Consider the following 16,364-nt stretch of genomic DNA (forward strand, 5'->3'; position numbering starts at 1 on the left):
GACCTGATCGGCCATGAGCTGCACCAGGCGGCCCTGGACGGCCGAGAGCCGTCAGCGATCGCAGCGCGTTGGAGAGCTGCGGGAGGCAGGGTGGCGCCGCTGCGGGCAGGCGCCTCACCGGAGCCGGCCTTGAGACCTGATCGGCCATGAGCTGCACCAGGCGGCCCTGGACGGCCGAGAGCCGTCAGCGATCGCAGCGCGTTGGAGAGCTGCGGGAGGCAGGGTGGCGCCGCTGCGGGCAGGCGCCTCACCGGAGCCGGCCTTGATTCTCGCCAGAGCGGTGGGTTCCCTGTCCGTCAACGTGCTGGGGAGGTCCGCCAGTTCGTCCAGCAGGTCCTCTGCCAGAGTCCGCAGATAACGTGACGCCGGCTCCGGTGAGGCGCCTGCCCGCAGCGGCGCCACCCTGCCTCCCGCAGCTCTCCAACGCGCTGCGATCGCTGACGGCTCTCGGCCGTCCAGGGCCGCCTGGTGCAGCTCATGGCCGATCAGGTCCTCCGGCTGGACCCAGGTCAGTCGGAGCATTCTCGGCCCTCCAGTGCGGTGAAGGCCGCCTCTTGGGTCCGGCGTCGGAGGGTGTCCCGGCGGTGGATCTCCCTCGTCACCTCGGCCAGCGTGCGGGCCGGTTCCCAGAGGTCCAGGCGGCTGGACTCCGCGACCGTCTTCGACCAGTCCTGCGGGGGCGGTGAGCCCAACGCGCCCGCCAGAGCGCCTGCCATCGTCGCGATCGAGTCGCAGTCCCGGCCGTAGTTGACCGCGCCCAGGACCGCTCGGCGGTAGTCGCCGGATCCGATCAGCACCATGGCCAGGGCAATGGGGAGTTCCTCGATGGCGTGCAGGCGGGAGGGCCGACGGGCGCCGAGGGAGGGGCGGCGGTAGTCGGGGCCGACCGTGTCGTACGGGGTGATCGCCTCCCGGAGCGGGGTCAGCGCCGACTCGAAGTCCTGGTGGGCGCCCGCCACTTCGCAGACCTTCTCGATCGCCGTCCTCGTGCCGTCCTTCGCCAGGGACAGACAGGCCTCGACGACCGAGGCCGGTGTCGCGCCGGGTGTGCACGCCGCCGCCACCGCCGCCGCGAAGACGCCCGCCGCCTCACGGCCGTACGACGACTGGTGGGCGCCCGCGACGTCCAGCGCCTCCGTGTACGCGGCCCTCGGGTCGGCCGCGTTGACCAGGCCGACCGGGGCCATGTACATCGCCGCGCCGCAGTTGACGATGTTGCCGACGCCGGCCTCCCGTGGGTCCACGTGGCCGTAGTGGAGACGGGCCACCAGCCATTTCTCGGCCAGGAAGATGCGGTGCAGGGGGAGGGCCTGCGCCTCCAACTCCGGGATCCAGCGCGGGTTCGTCATCAGGTCCGGGACCAGGTGGTCGGCGATCGCGTACGCGTCGAGGTGGTCGCGGACCTGCGCATAGACCCGGATCAGCGCGTGCGTCATCAACGTGTCGTCGGTGACGTGCCCGTCACCCTTGTGGTACGGCGCGATGGGGCGGGCCGTACGCCAGGCGTCGCCGTTCCAGGGGCCGACGATGCCGTGGACCCGGCCGCCGTGACGTTCGAGGATCTGGTCGGGGGAGTAGCCCTCCACCGGGCCGCCGAGGGCGTCGCCGACCGCCGCGCCGACCAGGGCGCCGGTGATCCGCTCGTCGAGACGCGGGCCACCGCTTTCTTCTGCTTTGGGCGTCATGCCCCGAATCATCCTCCTGGACGGGCCGGTTGTGTGGCTTCCAGGAGTTCGGCGAGTTCTACGAGGTCGGTGCCGGTGAGGCGGGGGAGCACGCAGCCGGAGAGGGTGCGGCAGGTGTCGCGCCAGGACGCGGGGATCGACGTACCGCCGCCCAACGCGCCGGTCAGCGCGCCCGCCAGGGCCGGTGCGGAGTCGGCGACACGGGACAGGCATGCGGCGGCGGGGACCGCCTCGGCGATACGGCCGTCCGACGCGACCGTGAGGGCGAGGGCGACCGGGACCGTCTCGGCGGCGGCGATGCCGTAGCTGTAGACGTGGTCGACGATTTGGTGTTCGAGGAGGGGGATCAGGGCGAAGGCGCTGTCGGCGGCCCGGGCGAGGTCCAGGGCGTGGCGGGCGTTGCGGCCGATCTCCGTCTCCTCGGGGAGTTCGGCGAGGGCCGCGGCGACGCAGGCCTCGGGCTTCGACCCGGTCAGGGCCAGGGCCACGGCCGCCGCCATCGCCCGCGCGCCGTGTACGCCGTCGCCGTCCTGGGTGTAGCGGGCGTCGAACTCGGCGAGGTCGGCCGCGCTGCGGGGGTCGCCGGGGTGGGCCACGGCGAGGACGCAGGCCCGTACGCAGGCGGCGTCGTCGAAGTAGTGCGGGTTGTCGTGGCCGGTGGCGGGTGGGCGCAGGCCGGTGGCGAGGTTGCCGAGGCCGGCGCGGACGGAGATGCGGGCGCGCAGGGGGAGGATCGCCGACTCGACCTCGGGGGCGCGGTCGGCTGCGGCGGCGACCTCGCTGGCCACGGCGTTCCAGGTCAGGTCGATGGCGGCCCGGGTACGGCGTTCTCGGCTGAGGTCGCCCAGAGCTGTGTCGTCGCCGSCGCAGCCGACCGCGCCCCCGAGGTCGAGTCGCGGGCTCATCGTCGGACTCCCGCGTGTGGCGTCGGTGCCTCAGATGCTGTGAGTCCTCCCGACACCCACTTCCTGTCCTCCCCCTGTACCAGCAACTCCGCCACGTCCAGCACATGATGCCCGGCCATGGACGGCAGGCAGCTCCCGCGAGCCGGCCCGATCGCCGCCGCCCACTCCGTCGGGATCGCCGGCTCGCCCTGGGTCGCGCCGGCCAGTGCCCCCGCCACCGCGGCCGTCGTGTCGGCGTCGCGGCCCATGTTCACGGCCGTCAGGACCGCCTGGACGAAGTCGCCGTCCGCCGCCGCGTACGCGCCGAAGGCCAGCGCGACCGCCTCGGGGGCCAGGTCGGTCCACGGATAGCCGCCGATCACGACCGCGGAGCGGACCGCGCGTTCGCCCCGGTGGGCCACCGCCACCGCCCGGCGCAGGGAGCGGGCCGTCCAGGAGTCGTCCGGGACGACCGCCAGCGCCGAGGCCACCACCGCGATCGTCGGCGCCCCCGCCATCGCCGCCGCCACGCCCGCCGCCACCGCCTGGCCGCCGTAGATGCCCTCGCCGTCATGGCTCACCGAACCGTCGATCGCCACCAGGCGGGCCGCCTCCGCCGGACGGCCCGCGGCGAAGACGCCGAAGGGGGCCGCCCGCATGGCGAGACCGTCGCTCCAGGCGTGGCGGTGCTGGGCCGAGATGGGGGCGGCCAGGCCGCGGCGAAGGTTCTCCAGCGTGCCGCGTTCGCTGAAGCCCGCGCCCCTGAACGGGCCCTCCGCCCGGTCCGCGATCCACTCGTGCCAGGCCGCCTCGACATGGGCCGGGGTGAGGGCCGAGCCGTGGCGCGCGAGGAGGAGGCCCGAGAAGATCGCGTACTCGGTGTCGTCCGTGCCGCACGGGTTGTCGGTGACGAATCCCGTGACACGGCCCCAGCGGGCGCGGATCTCGGAGGGCTTCATGTTCTCCGCGGGGGCGCCGAGCGCGTCGCCGACCGCCAGGCCCAGCAGCGCGCCGCGCGCCCGTGCGCGCAGTGCGGCGGCGTCCCCGGGCGCCGGAACCGAGGGGATGCAGGCGATCGATGCCATACGCGGCCTCTCTCCGGGGGCTCCACCCAGGGCGCGGAGCCCTTTGCGGATGTGTCCCACCGTCGGCGGTTGACCAGAGCCTCAGAAGCCTCAGAGTCACCCGGTCGACATCTGTGCGGGCCAGTACACGAATGAGCGTTCTAGGTAAAACCGCAGGTTAGCCCAGCCTTTCCTTGCTGGCGAAGCGGAATTCCAGGGCGTAGATTTTGCGTTGTCCAAGAGTAGAACGTGTCTAAAGACAGCCTTACCTGAGTCATCCTTACCTGAGTCATATGGGGGACCTTCATGGCCATCATCGAAACCGAGGCCGCGCTCCACGAGGCGCACCGCGACAACCACACGCACCGCGATGTGAACGGCGGCTGGCTGCGCCCCGCGGTCTTCGGTGCGATGGACGGTCTGGTCTCCAACCTCGCCCTGATGACCGGTGTCGCCGGCGGTGCGGTCAGTCAGCAGACCATCGTGCTGACCGGGCTCGCGGGGCTCGCCGCCGGTGCGTTCTCCATGGCCGCCGGTGAGTACACCTCCGTCGCCTCCCAGCGCGAGCTCGTCGAGGCCGAGCTGGACGTCGAGCGGCGGGAGCTGCGCAAGCACCCGGAGGACGAGCAGGCCGAGCTCGCCGCCCTCTATGAGGCGCGTGGCGTCGAGCCGCCGCTCGCGCGGGCCGTGGCCGAGCAGCTCTCCCGCGATCCCGAGCTGGCCCTGGAGATACACGCCCGCGAGGAGCTCGGCATCGACCCCGGCGATCTGCCGTCGCCGCTGGTCGCGGCCGTCTCGTCGTTCGGGTCGTTCGCGCTGGGCGCCCTGCTGCCCGTACTGCCGTATCTGCTCGGGGCGACCTCGCTGTGGCCGGCCCTGCTGCTCGCGTTCTTCGGGCTCTTCCTGTGCGGTGCCGTCGTGGCCAAGGTGACTGCGCGGACCTGGTGGTACAGCGGGCTGCGGCAGCTCGCACTGGGTGGCGCCGCGGCCGGTGTGACGTATGCCCTGGGCAGTTTGTTCGGAACGGCCGTAGGATAGCTCGGCTCGGACTTATGCGTTGGGCCGCATAAGTAGCCGTTACTCGCTGGTTTCGGATGCGTGACCACCGGGCATGAGCCGTAAGCGCTGTGGGCAATGACGCCTGTGGCGCACTCGCGGGGTCGGCGACGACGCCTCCCCCCGCCCCCTGGATCGTCGGACATAGACCTGTCCCGCTCGGTCCCCACATACTTCGAGCCACGTGCGCGGAACCCTTGCCGCAACCCGTGGTGTCCGCATGGTGGAACGGATTATCCCGCTTCCCGAGAACCGCCCCATCATGTAACCTGCACGAAATTTTGCACTCACGCAGAGGGCCAACGTCGTCCCTCGGCAATCTGCATATGCCACATGACGACGACGGGAGAGCCGATGCGTACGCCGCGCCAGCCGTCCCAGCACTCCACGAATGGCCAGAACTGGTCGTTCATGGATGCTCGCCCTGCTGCGCAGGGTATGTACGACCCCCGCAACGAGCACGACGCCTGTGGCGTCGGCTTCGTGGCCACCCTCACCGGCGAGGCGAGCCACACGCTGGTCGAGCAGGCGCTCACCGTTCTGCGCAATCTCGAACACCGCGGCGCCACGGGCTCCGAGCCCGACTCGGGCGACGGCGCGGGCATCCTTTCCCAGGTGCCGGACGCCTTCCTGCGTGAGGTGGCCGGATTCGAGCTCCCCGAGGCCGGTGCGTACGCCGTCGGTATCGCCTTCCTGCCGGAGGAGGGGACCCAGGACGCCGTCTCGCAGATCGAGACGATCGCGTCCGAGGAGGGTCTGACCGTCCTCGGCTGGCGCGAGGTTCCCGTCGCCCCCGAACTGCTCGGTGCCACCGCCCGCTCGACGATGCCCGCCTTCCGCCAGGTCTTCGTGGCTGGGGGCACCTCCCAGACGGAGTCTGGGGGAGGCTCCTCGAAGGGCATCGCCCTCGACCGCAAGGCCTTCGTGCTGCGCAAGCGCGCCGAGCGCGAGGCCGGTGTCTACTTCCCGTCGCTGTCGGCCCGCACCATTGTTTACAAGGGCATGCTGACCACCGGCCAGCTGGAGCCCTTCTTCCCGGACCTGTCAGACCGCCGCTTCGCCTCGGCCGTCGCCCTCGTCCACTCGCGCTTCTCCACGAACACCTTCCCGTCGTGGCCGCTGGCGCACCCGTACCGCTTCGTCGCGCACAACGGTGAGATCAACACCGTCAAGGGCAACCGCAACTGGATGGTCGCCCGCGAGTCGCAGCTTGTCTCCGACCTGTTCGGATCCGACGAGAAGGCCCTCGACCGCGTCTTCCCGGTGTGCACGCCGGACGCCTCCGACTCCGCGTCCTTCGACGAGGTGCTCGAACTCCTGCACCTGGGCGGCCGTTCGCTGCCGCACTCCGTGCTGATGATGATCCCGGAGGCGTGGGAGAACCACGACTCCATGGACCCGGCCCGGCGCGCCTTCTACCAGTTCCACTCCACGATGATGGAGCCCTGGGACGGCCCTGCCTGTGTCACCTTCACCGACGGCACCCAGGTCGGCGCCGTCCTCGACCGCAACGGCCTGCGCCCCGGCCGCTACTGGGTCACCGACGACGGCCTCGTCGTCCTCGGCTCCGAGGTCGGCGTCCTGGACATCGACCCCGCCAAGGTCGTCCGCAAGGGCCGCCTCCAGCCCGGCCGGATGTTCCTCGTCGACACCGCCGAGCACCGCATCATCGAGGACGACGAGATCAAGGCCCAGCTCGCCGCGGAGCAGCCGTACGCGGAGTGGCTGGAGGCCGGCGAGATCGAGCTGTCCGACCTGCCCGAGCGTGAGCACATCGTGCACACCCACGCCTCGGTCACCCGCCGCCAGCAGACCTTCGGTTACACCGAGGAGGAGCTGCGCGTCATCGTCGCGCCGATGGCCAAGGCCGGCGCCGAGCCGATCGGCTCCATGGGCACCGACTCGCCGATCGCCGCGCTGAGCGAGCGCCCGCGTCTGCTCTTCGACTACTTCACCCAGCTGTTCGCGCAGGTCACCAACCCGCCGCTGGACGCCATCCGCGAGGAGCTCGTCACCTCGCTGCGCAGCTCCCTCGGCCCGCAGGGCAACCTGCTGGACCCGACGGCCGCCTCCTGTCGAAGCGTCACCCTGCCCTTCCCGGTGATCGACAACGACGAGCTGGCCAAGCTCATCCACATCAACGCCGACGGCGACATGCCCGGCTTCAAGGCCGCGACCCTGTCCGGCCTGTACCGGGTGCACGGCGCCGGTGACGCCCTCGCCGCGCGGATCGAGGAGATCTGCGCCGAAGCCGATGCCGCCATCGACAACGGCGCCCGCCTGATCGTCCTGTCGGACCGCCACTCCGACGCCGAGCACGCGCCGATCCCGTCGCTGCTGCTCACCGCGGCCGTCCACCACCACCTCATCCGCACCAAGCAGCGCACCCACGTGGGCCTGCTGGTCGAGGCCGGCGACGTCCGCGAGGTCCACCACGTCGCCCTGCTCATCGGCTTCGGCGCCGCCGCGGTCAACCCGTACCTGGCGATGGAGTCCGTCGAGGACCTGGTCCGCGCCGGTACGTTCCTGACGGACATCGAGGCCGAGCAGGCGATCCGTAACCTGATCTACGCCCTCGGCAAGGGCGTCCTGAAGGTCATGTCCAAGATGGGCATCTCGACCGTCGCCTCCTACCGCGGCGCCCAGGTCTTCGAGGCCGTCGGTCTCGACGACGCCTTCGTCGAGAAGTACTTCAACGGCACGGCCACCAAGATCGGCGGCGTCGGCATCGACGTCATCGCCAAGGAGGTCGCCGCCCGGCACGCCAAGGCGTACCCGGCGTCCGGCATCGCGCCCGCCCACCGCGCCCTCGAAATAGGCGGCGAGTACCAGTGGCGTCGCGAGGGCGAGCCGCACCTGTTCGACCCGGACACGGTCTTCCGTCTCCAGCACTCCACGCGCACCGGTCGCTACGACAYCTTCAAGAAGTACACGGGCCGCGTGAACGAGCAGTCCGAGCGCCTGATGACGCTGCGCGGCATGTTCGGCTTCAAGTCGGACCGGCAGCCGATCTCCATCGACGAGGTCGAGCCGGTCAGCGAGATCGTCAAGCGCTTCTCCACCGGCGCCATGTCGTACGGCTCCATCTCCAAGGAGGCGCACGAAACCCTCGCCATCGCCATGAACCAGCTGGGCGGCAAGTCCAACACCGGTGAGGGCGGCGAGGACCCGGACCGGCTGTACGACCCGGCGCGCCGTTCGTCGATCAAGCAGGTCGCCTCCGGCCGCTTCGGCGTCACGTCCGAGTACCTGGTCAACGCCGACGACATCCAGATCAAGATGGCTCAGGGCGCCAAGCCCGGCGAGGGTGGCCAGCTGCCCGGCCACAAGGTCTACCCGTGGGTCGCGAAGACGCGTCACAGCACCCCGGGCGTGGGGCTCATCTCCCCGCCGCCGCACCACGACATCTACTCCATCGAGGACCTGGCCCAGCTGATCCACGACCTGAAGAACGCGAACCCGCAGGCGCGGATTCACGTCAAGCTGGTCTCCGAGGTCGGCGTCGGCACGGTCGCGGCGGGTGTCTCCAAGGCGCACGCGGACGTCGTCCTCATCTCCGGCCACGACGGCGGTACGGGCGCCTCGCCGCTCACCTCGCTGAAGCACGCGGGCGGTCCCTGGGAGCTCGGTCTCGCCGAGACCCAGCAGACCCTGCTGCTCAACGGCCTGCGCGACCGTATCGTCGTGCAGACCGACGGCCAGCTGAAGACCGGCCGTGACGTCGTCATCGCCGCGCTGCTCGGCGCCGAGGAGTTCGGTTTCGCGACCGCGCCGCTCGTCGTCTCCGGCTGCGTCATGATGCGCGTCTGCCACCTGGACACCTGCCCGGTCGGCATCGCCACCCAGAACCCGATCCTGCGGGACCGGTTCGCGGGCAAGGCCGAGTACGTCGTGAACTTCTTCCGGTTCATCGCCGAGGAGGTCCGCGAGCTCCTCGCCGAGCTGGGCTTCCGCTCCATCGAGGAGGCCGTCGGCCACGCCGAGACCCTCGACGTCACGCGGGCCGTCGACCACTGGAAGGCGCAGGGCCTGGACCTGGAGCCGCTGTTCCACGTGCCCGAGCTGCCCGAGGGCGCGGTGCGCCACCAGGTGATCGAGCAGGACCACGGCCTGGAGAAGGCGCTCGACAACGAGCTCGTCAAGCTCGCCGCCGACGCCCTGGCCGCGGACTCCGCGACCGACGCCCAGCCGGTGCGCGCCCAGGTCAAGGTCCGCAACATCAACCGCACGGTCGGCACCATGCTCGGCCACGAGGTGACGAAGAAGTTCGGTGGCGCGGGCCTGCCCGACGACACCATCGACATCACCTTCACGGGCTCGGCCGGCCAGTCCTTCGGCGCCTTCCTGCCGCGCGGTGTCACGCTCCGCCTGGAGGGCGACGCCAACGACTACGTCGGCAAGGGCCTCTCCGGCGGCCGGGTGATCGTGCGGCCCGACCGGAACGCCGACCACCTCGCCGAGTTCTCGACGATCGCGGGCAACACCATCGCGTACGGCGCGACCGGTGGCGAGCTGTACCTGCGCGGCCGTTCGGGCGAGCGGTTCTGTGTCCGCAACTCCGGCGCGACGGTCGTCTCCGAAGGCGTGGGCGACCACGGCTGCGAGTACATGACCGGTGGCCACGCGGTGGTCCTCGGCGAGACGGGCCGCAACTTCGCGGCCGGTATGTCCGGCGGCATCGCCTACGTCATCGACCTCGACCGCGACAACGTCAACGTCGGCAACGTGAGCGCCGTCGAGGCCCTCGACGACACCGACAAGCAGTGGCTGCACGACGTGGTGCGCCGTCACCAGGAGGAGACCGGCTCGACGGTGGCCGAGAAGCTCCTGGCCGAGTGGGACACCGCGGTCGACCGCTTCAGCAAGATCATCCCCAGCACGTACAAGGCAGTGCTCGCCGCCAAGGACGCCGCCGAGCGAGCCGGTCTGACCGAGACCGAGGTCACCGAGAAGATGATGGAGGCGGCGATCAATGGCTGACCCGAAGGGCTTTTTGAACCACGGCCGCGAGGTCGCCAAGTCCCGCCCCGTCGACGTGCGTCTGAAGGACTGGAACGAGGTCTACGTCCCCGGCTCCCTGCTGCCGATCATCAGCAAGCAGGCCAGCCGCTGCATGGACTGCGGCATCCCGTTCTGCCACAACGGCTGTCCGCTGGGGAACCTGATCCCCGAGTGGAACGACTACGCCTACCGCGAGGACTGGTCGGCCGCGTCGGAGCGCCTGCACGCCACGAACAACTTCCCGGAGTTCACGGGCCGTCTGTGCCCCGCTCCCTGTGAGTCGGCGTGTGTGCTCGGCATCAACCAGCCGGCCGTCACCATCAAGAACGTCGAGGTCTCGATCATCGACAAGGCGTGGGACAGCGGTGACGTCGCCCCGCAGGCCCCCGAGCGCCTGTCCGGCAAGACCGTCGCCGTCATCGGCTCGGGCCCGGCGGGCCTGGCCGCGGCCCAGCAGCTGACCCGGGCCGGCCACACCGTCGCCGTCTACGAGCGCGCCGACCGCATCGGCGGCCTGCTCCGGTACGGCATCCCCGAGTTCAAGATGGAGAAGCGGCACATCAACCGCCGCATCGAGCAGATGCGCGCGGAGGGCACCCGCTTCCGTACCGGCATCGAGATCGGCCGCGACCTCAAGGCGACCGACCTGAAGAAGCGGTACGACGCGGTCGTCATCGCCGCCGGCGCCACGACCGCCCGTGACCTCCCGGTCCCCGGCCGCGAGCTCAAGGGCGTCTACCAGGCGATGGAGTACCTGCCGCTGGCCAACAAGGTCCAGGAGGGCGACTACGTCACCTCCCCGATCTCGGCCGAGGGCAAGCACGTCGTCGTCATCGGCGGTGGCGACACCGGCGCGGACTGCGTGGGCACCGCCCACCGCCAGGGCGCGGCCTCGGTGACCCAGCTCGAGATCATGCCCCGTCCGGGCGAGGACCGGGCGCCGCACCAGCCGTGGCCGACCTTCCCGATGCTGTACAAGGTCACCTCCGCGCACGAGGAGGGCGGCGAGCGGGTCTACTCCGTCTCCACCACCCACTTCGAGGGCGACGAGGACGGCAACGTCCAGTGGCTGCACCTCACCGAGGTGGAGTTCATCGACGGCAAACTGACCCCGAAGCCGGGCACCGAGCGCAAGATCCCCGCCCAGCTGGTGACGCTGGCCATGGGCTTCACCGGCACCGACCGGGAGAACGGCGTGGTCGAGCAGTTCGGCCTGGACCTCGACGAACGCGGTAACATCGCCCGCGACGCCGACTTCCAGACCAACGTGCCCGGCGTGTTCGTCGCCGGTGACGCGGGCCGTGGCCAGTCGCTCATCGTGTGGGCCATCGCGGAGGGCCGCTCGGCCGCCCGCGGCTGCGACCGCTTCCTGACCGGCGCCAGCGAACTGCCGGCCCCGATCCGCCCGACGGACCGCTCGCTGATGGTCTGACGGCACAACAGGTGACCTGACCGTCACCGCCAAAGCGTCCCGTACAAAGGCGTACGGAACACTGACGGCGTCTGCCCCACAGTCCCCGACCGGACGACTGGGCAGRCGCCGTCAACACTTCGGTGAACGGCTGGACCCGCCCCGCGACCCGCCCTAGGGCACCCTGTACGGCTCCCCGTACACCCGCCACTCCAACGGCGTCCGCAGCTGCAGGTTCCCGTCGTACAGGAACTGCCGCTGGGCCGTGTCGATGCGGGTCGTGTCGGTGCCGGGACGTTTCTCTCGCATGGCCTCCCGGCGGATGTCGAGGAAGATGTCCAGGTACGCCTTCTCGGAGCCGCCCTCGGCGGGGGAGTTCGCCTCGCGCAGGGCGCGTTCGCGCAGGACGTAGAAGCCGTCCTCGTCGATGCCGGGGCCGTGGTAGACCATCGCGTCGAAGTAGATGAACTGGCCCAGCGTGCCGAGACCGTCGAGCTTGGCGAGGCGGACCGCCGGGTCGAAGTAGGAGCGGTCGCGCTCGGCGAGTTGGGCCTCGCGGAAGGCCGGCACCTCGGCCTCCGCCTTCCAGGCGGCCGTGAAACCGGGGTCCAGGCCCTCGTGGGAGTCGGTGCCGTCGACCGCGCGCAGGGCGGGCAGGTACTCGGCGAGGCCGTTGTCCGGGTGGTCGGCGGTGTAGCGCTCGACCAGGGCGAGCAGGTCGTTCGTCCCGGTGCAGAAGCCGATGATGCCGGCCGTGTAGCCCTGGCCGTCCCCGATGTCCTCGATGTAGCCGTAGGCGCTGCGCCAGTCCAGCGTCGAGTTCTCGGCGCTGGACACGAGCCGCTGGGCCAGGTCCTTCTTTCCCGGGGCGGCCAGCCCCGGCGGCAGGCTCGCGATCAGCTTGTCGTCCGCCGACCGTTCCTTTTCGGCACGGGTCTTGGCGTCCTGACGGGAGGCCTGCTGCGAGGTGGCGACGGAGGGCTCGGACGGGCTCTCGGCGGAGTCGGTGGGGGCCAGGAAGTAGGCGCCCGCGGTGATGACGACGGGGACGGCCGCGAAGAGCAGGATGCCGGTACGTCTCACTGGGCCGTCCCTCCGCCCGTCAGCTCCGAGACCTTGGCGAACGCGACCGCCGCCAGCAGCACCAGCACACCCGCGCAGGCGACCGCCTGGATCACGGCCTGGCGCGGTCCGCGCGGGGCGTACGCGTAGGCGAACGTCACCGCCGCACCCGTCAGCAGTCCGCCGAGGTGACCCTGCCAGGAGGTCAGGCCCGCGGACAGCAGCAGCCACAGCAGCAGGAAGGCCATGAAGCGGTTGACGGACTGCATGTTCGCGCCGACCCGGCGGGCGAGGACGTAGTACGCCGCGCCGAGGCCGAAGACCGCGCCCGACGCGCCGACCGACTCGACGTTCACATCGGTGAGAAGCAGCTCGAACACCGAACCGCCCAGCGTCGACAGCAGATAGAGGGCGACGAACCGGACCCGGCCCAGCACGGGCTCCACGACCCGGCCGAGCTGCCACAGCGAGACCATGTTCATCACGATGTGGAGGAGCCCGAACGTGCCCTCCGTCGGCGGCAGGTGCAGGAAACCGCCGGTCAGCAGCCGCTCCCACTGCCCGGCGACCACGCCCTCGGCATGGAAGTCCGACGGGTACCCGCTCTCGTAGACGTAATAGCCGCCGTCCGGTCCGACCAGGCGGGCGCTGAGCATCGCGAACCGGTCCAGGATCTCCGGGCGCACCACCTCGGCGAGATAGGCGAGGATGTTGAGCCCGATGAGCACCGAGGTCACCAGCGGTGTCGAGGCGATCCGCCCGCCGACGACCGTCCGGGCCTGCCGCACCGACCGTGAGCCCTCCTTCACGCACTCCACGCACTGGTGGCCCACGGACGCCTCCCGCATGCAGTCCGGGCAGATGTACCGGTCGCAGCGGGTGCAGCGGACGTGGGACTCCACCTTGGGGTGGCGATAGCACGTGGTCAGGGTGGACTCGGTGGACTCGGGCTCCACAGCCGGCTCCTCGGAGGACTGGACGAACGGTGAGCCGGTGGGGGCGGCGCCGGACAAACTATCGAACAGCTGTGGACGCCGGCATGGGCGGGGCCGGTGGTGTCGTAATCTCGGCAGCCACAGACATGCGCGAGGGGGAGAACGTATGGCGGCGATCAGTCTCAGCAAGGTGGAGGAGACCGCGCCCGCGCTGGTCAGCCTGTACAAGAGCGCCGGTGCCTCGCTCCACCGGCAGGGGTTGGACGGGGTGCGGGCCGCGGTCTACCTGGTGATCGACTACTCCGGTTCGATGAAGCCGTACTACAAGGACGGCAGCGTGCAGGCGCTCGCCGACCGGGTGCTCGGGATGTCGGCGCATTTCGACGACGACGGGACCGTGCCGGTGGTGTTCTTCTCCACCGACGTCGACGCCGAGACCGAGATCGCGCTGGCGGACCATCAGGGGCGGATCGAGCGGATCGTGTCCGGCCTCGGGCACATGGGCAAGACCAGCTACCACCTGGCCATGGACGCCGTCATCGACCACTACCTGGACAGCGGGTCGCACGATCCCGCCCTGGTCGTCTTCCAGACCGACGGCGGCCCGATCAACAAGCTCGCCGCCGAACGGTATCTGTGCAAGGCGGCCCCGCTCCCGCTGTTCTGGCAGTTCATCGGCTTCGGGGACCTGACCAGCAAGCAGTTCGACTTCCTGCGCAGGCTCGACGAGCTGGCGGTGCCGGACAAGCGGGTGGTCGACAACGCCGGGTTCTTCCACGCCGGCTCGGATCCGCGGAAGGTCTCCGACGCCGAGTTGTACGACCGCCTGGTCGGGGAGTTCCCGAAGTGGCTGGTGGCGGCGCGGGCGCAGGGGATCGTACGGCCGGGCTGACGGGTCGGCCGGTTGGACCCCGCCCCTGTCCGTACCGTTGGCTGACCCCGTACCGCCGTGTCACTCTGAGGTGATCCGGCGGGAAGGCGACGACGCATGGACGGCGCACGATCGGGGAACGAGGCAGCGGCGCGGCGGTCCGCGGCGCCGGGCAGGGGCGAGCGGGTCGCCGACTGGGCCGACGGGCGGCTCGGGCTGTACGGGCTGGCCAAGTCGCAGATGCGCAAGGTCTTCCCGGACCACTGGTCCTTCATGCTGGGCGAGGTCTGCCTCTACAGCTTCATCGTCCTGATCCTCACCGGCATCTACCTCACCCTGTTCTTCGACCCGAGCACCAGCGAGGTCGTCTACAACGGCGCCTACGAGCCCCTCAACGGCGTCCTGATGACCAGGGCCTACGAGTCCACGATCGACATCAGCTTCGATGTGCGCGGCGGGCTGCTCATCCGGCAGATCCACCACTGGGCGGCGCTGGTCTTCGTCACCGGCATGCTGGTGCACATGATGCGGGTGTTCTTCACCGGCGCCTTCCGCAAGCCGCGCGAGCTGAACTGGGTGTTCGGCTGGACCCTGCTGATGCTCGGCATCATCACCGGCCTGACCGGCTACTCCCTGCCCGACGACCTGCTGTCCGGCACGGGTCTGCGGTTCGCGTACGGCGCGGTGCTGTCCATCCCGATCGTGGGGACGTACGTGGCGTTCTTCCTCTTCGGCGGGGAGTTCCCCGGCGAGGACTTCATCGCGCGCCTCTACCCGATCCACATCCTGCTGCTGCCCGGGATCATGCTGGGGCTGGTGGTCGCCCATCTGATCCTGGTCTTCTACCACAAGCACACGCAGTACCCGGGCCCCGGCCGGGACCAGAAGTCGGTCGTCGGCATGCCCTTCCTGCCCGTGTACATGGCCAAGGCGGGCGGCTTCTTCTTCCTCGTCTTCGGTGTGCTGGCGCTCATGGGCGGCATCGCCAGCATCAACCCGGTGTGGGCCTTCGGGCCCTACCGCCCCGACCTGGTGACCACGGGCGCCCAGCCCGACTGGTATCTGGGCTTCTCCGAGGGCCTGATCCGGGTGATGCCGGGATGGGAGCTCAACGCCTGGGGCCACACCCTGGAACTCGGCGTCTTCATCCCCTTCTCGCTCTTCCCGCTGATCCTGCTCGCGCTCGGCCTGTATCCCTTCATCGAGGCGTGGATCACCGGCGACAAACGCGAGCACCACATCCTCGACCGGCCGCGCAACATGCCCGTGCGCACCGGGCTCGGCGCGGCCTGGCTGAGCCTGTACGCCGTGCTGCTGATCGGCGGCGGCAACGACATCGTGGCCACGCATCTGCATCTGTCCATCAACGTGATCACCTGGTTCGTGCGGATCGCGGTCTTCGCGGCGCCGGTCGTCACCTACATGGTGACCAAGCGGATCTGTCTCGGACTGCAGCGCCGGGACCGGGCCAACGTGCTGCACGGCAGGGAGACCGGCACCATCAAACGGCTGCCGCAGGGCGAGTACATCGAGATCCACGAGCCGCTCACCCAGGGACAGCTGTTCACCCTCACCCAGCATGACGAGCATCCGCCGTACGAGATCGGCCCGCGCGTCGACGCGAACGGCGTCCGGCGCCGGGTCACCGTCTCCCAGCGGGTGCGGGCCCGGCTGGCGGAGGCGATGTTCGGGCCTCGGTCGCGCATCCCCAAGCCGACGGCGCAGGAGTACCGGGAGATCACCAGCGGCGATCACCACCACTGAGCACCGTGTCCCTGCACGCGTCCGGGCTTCCCCAGGCGGTGCGCAGGACACGGGCCTTGGTCAGCCACAGGGACAGGTCGTACTCCGCCGTGTAGCCGATCGCGCCGTGCAACTGGAGCGCGGTACGGGCCGTCGCGTACGCGGCCTCGCAGGCGGCGACCTTGGCGGCGGCGACGTCGGCCGGATCCATGGTGAGCGCGGCGCCGAGGACGAGAGGCCGGGCGAATTCCAGGCCGACCTTCGCATCGGCGAGGCGATGCTTCACCGCCTGGAACGAGCCTATGGCGACGCCGAACTGGGTGCGCTGCCTGACGTGGGCGACGGTTTTGTCGAGCAGGGCGAGGCCGACGCCGAGAGCTTGGGCGGCGTACAGGCTCAGCCAGGCCGCGCCGAGCCCGGTGCGCACGGGCATGTTGCGCGGCCGGTCGAGGATGTGGTGCTCGCGTTTGTCGCCGGTGATCCACGCCTCGATGAAGGGATACAGGCCGAGCGCGAGCAGGATCAGCGGGAAGAGCGAGAAGGGGATGAAGACGCCGAGTTCCAGGGTGTGGCCCCAGGCGTTGAGCTCCCATCCCGGCATCACCCGGATCAGGCCCTCGGAGAAGCCCAGATACCAGTCGGGCTGGGCGCC

At 70.4% G+C, this 16,364-nt stretch carries 11 protein-coding genes and 1 pseudogene; 5 read left to right on the forward strand and 7 right to left on the reverse strand.

Annotation, left to right across the window (positions count from 1 at the left end):
- Window positions 1-159: 159 nt before the first annotated feature.
- The 4 genes and pseudogenes from EAO75_RS47505 to EAO75_RS20870 all read right to left on the reverse strand — a co-directional run.
- Window positions 160-522 (reverse strand): annotated as a pseudogene (locus EAO75_RS47505) (ADP-ribosylglycohydrolase family protein); the annotation flags it as partial.
- Complete coding sequence (locus EAO75_RS20860; RefSeq protein ID WP_147996585.1) at window positions 510-1,685, reverse strand: ADP-ribosylglycohydrolase family protein; 1,176 nt, start codon at window positions 1,683-1,685, stop codon at window positions 510-512. The gene EAO75_RS20860 and the pseudogene EAO75_RS47505, both read right to left, overlap by 13 nt.
- Before the next feature lie 8 nt (window positions 1,686-1,693).
- Window positions 1,694-2,590, reverse strand: coding sequence for an ADP-ribosylglycohydrolase family protein (locus EAO75_RS20865; protein WP_261989366.1), 897 nt, complete (start codon window positions 2,588-2,590; stop codon window positions 1,694-1,696).
- Window positions 2,587-3,654: an ADP-ribosylglycohydrolase family protein gene (locus EAO75_RS20870; RefSeq protein WP_147996586.1), complete on the reverse strand. Its 1,068-nt coding sequence runs from the start codon at window positions 3,652-3,654 to the stop codon at window positions 2,587-2,589. The genes EAO75_RS20865 and EAO75_RS20870 overlap by 4 nt, the downstream gene beginning before the upstream one ends.
- Window positions 3,655-3,939: 285 nt before the next feature.
- On the opposite strand from EAO75_RS20870, the gene EAO75_RS20875 reads away from it, so the two are divergent.
- The 3 genes from EAO75_RS20875 to EAO75_RS20885 all read left to right on the forward strand — a co-directional run bounded on the left by EAO75_RS20875 (window position 3,940) and on the right by EAO75_RS20885 (window position 11,122).
- A complete protein-coding gene (locus tag EAO75_RS20875; protein ID WP_147996587.1) occupies window positions 3,940-4,671 on the forward strand; it encodes a VIT1/CCC1 transporter family protein in 732 nt (243 codons plus the stop codon).
- A gap of 372 nt (window positions 4,672-5,043) precedes the next feature.
- Window positions 5,044-9,669 (forward strand): glutamate synthase large subunit, encoded by a 4,626-nt coding sequence (gene gltB, locus EAO75_RS20880; RefSeq protein ID WP_147997994.1) that lies wholly within the window; start codon window positions 5,044-5,046, stop codon window positions 9,667-9,669.
- Window positions 9,662-11,122: a glutamate synthase subunit beta gene (locus EAO75_RS20885; RefSeq protein ID WP_147996588.1), complete on the forward strand. Its 1,461-nt coding sequence runs from the start codon at window positions 9,662-9,664 to the stop codon at window positions 11,120-11,122. The genes gltB and EAO75_RS20885 overlap by 8 nt, the downstream gene beginning before the upstream one ends.
- Before the next feature lie 153 nt (window positions 11,123-11,275).
- Here EAO75_RS20885 and EAO75_RS20890 read toward each other — a convergent pair whose 3' ends face one another.
- On the reverse strand, window positions 11,276-12,184 hold the full coding sequence (locus EAO75_RS20890) for a chitosanase (protein ID WP_147996589.1): 909 nt from the start codon (window positions 12,182-12,184) through the stop codon (window positions 11,276-11,278).
- Window positions 12,181-13,119 (reverse strand): rhomboid family intramembrane serine protease, encoded by a 939-nt coding sequence (locus EAO75_RS20895; protein ID WP_147996590.1) that lies wholly within the window; start codon window positions 13,117-13,119, stop codon window positions 12,181-12,183. Before EAO75_RS20895 ends, EAO75_RS20890 begins: the two co-directional genes overlap by 4 nt.
- 145 nt (window positions 13,120-13,264) lie before the next feature.
- On the opposite strand from EAO75_RS20895, the gene EAO75_RS20900 reads away from it, so the two are divergent.
- Together EAO75_RS20900 and EAO75_RS20905 are read left to right on the forward strand one after the other, a co-directional pair.
- Entirely contained in the window at window positions 13,265-13,990 is a 726-nt protein-coding gene (locus tag EAO75_RS20900; protein ID WP_147996591.1) for a vWA domain-containing protein, read from the forward strand.
- A 96-nt stretch (window positions 13,991-14,086) separates the two neighbouring features.
- Window positions 14,087-15,733 carry a cytochrome b gene (locus EAO75_RS20905; RefSeq protein ID WP_147996592.1) on the forward strand — a complete coding sequence of 549 codons (1,647 nt, stop codon included), beginning with the start codon at window positions 14,087-14,089 and terminating at the stop codon, window positions 15,731-15,733.
- Here EAO75_RS20905 and EAO75_RS47510 read toward each other — a convergent pair.
- Window positions 15,708-16,364, reverse strand: a 657-nt coding sequence (locus EAO75_RS47510) for an acyl-CoA dehydrogenase family protein (RefSeq protein WP_261989367.1), incomplete at its 5' end; no start/stop codon positions are given. The genes EAO75_RS20905 and EAO75_RS47510 overlap by 26 nt on opposite strands.

The sequence above is a fragment of the Streptomyces sp. UW30 genome, from assembly GCF_008042075.1.
GTDB lineage: Bacteria > Actinomycetota > Actinomycetes > Streptomycetales > Streptomycetaceae > Streptomyces.

Excerpts from the sequence above, each read along its gene's own strand:
- EAO75_RS20870 (WP_147996586.1), bottom strand. The coding sequence starts at position 3,654 with ATGGCATCGATCGCCTGCATCCCCTCGGTTCCGGCGCCCGGGGACGCC.
- EAO75_RS20860 (WP_147996585.1), bottom strand. The coding sequence starts at position 1,685 with ATGACGCCCAAAGCAGAAGAAAGCGGTGGCCCGCGTCTCGACGAGCGG.
- EAO75_RS20875 (WP_147996587.1), top strand. The coding sequence starts at position 3,940 with ATGGCCATCATCGAAACCGAGGCCGCGCTCCACGAGGCGCACCGCGAC.
- EAO75_RS20885 (WP_147996588.1), top strand. The coding sequence starts at position 9,662 with ATGGCTGACCCGAAGGGCTTTTTGAACCACGGCCGCGAGGTCGCCAAG.
- EAO75_RS20900 (WP_147996591.1), top strand. The coding sequence starts at position 13,265 with ATGGCGGCGATCAGTCTCAGCAAGGTGGAGGAGACCGCGCCCGCGCTG.
- EAO75_RS20905 (WP_147996592.1), top strand. The coding sequence starts at position 14,087 with ATGGACGGCGCACGATCGGGGAACGAGGCAGCGGCGCGGCGGTCCGCG.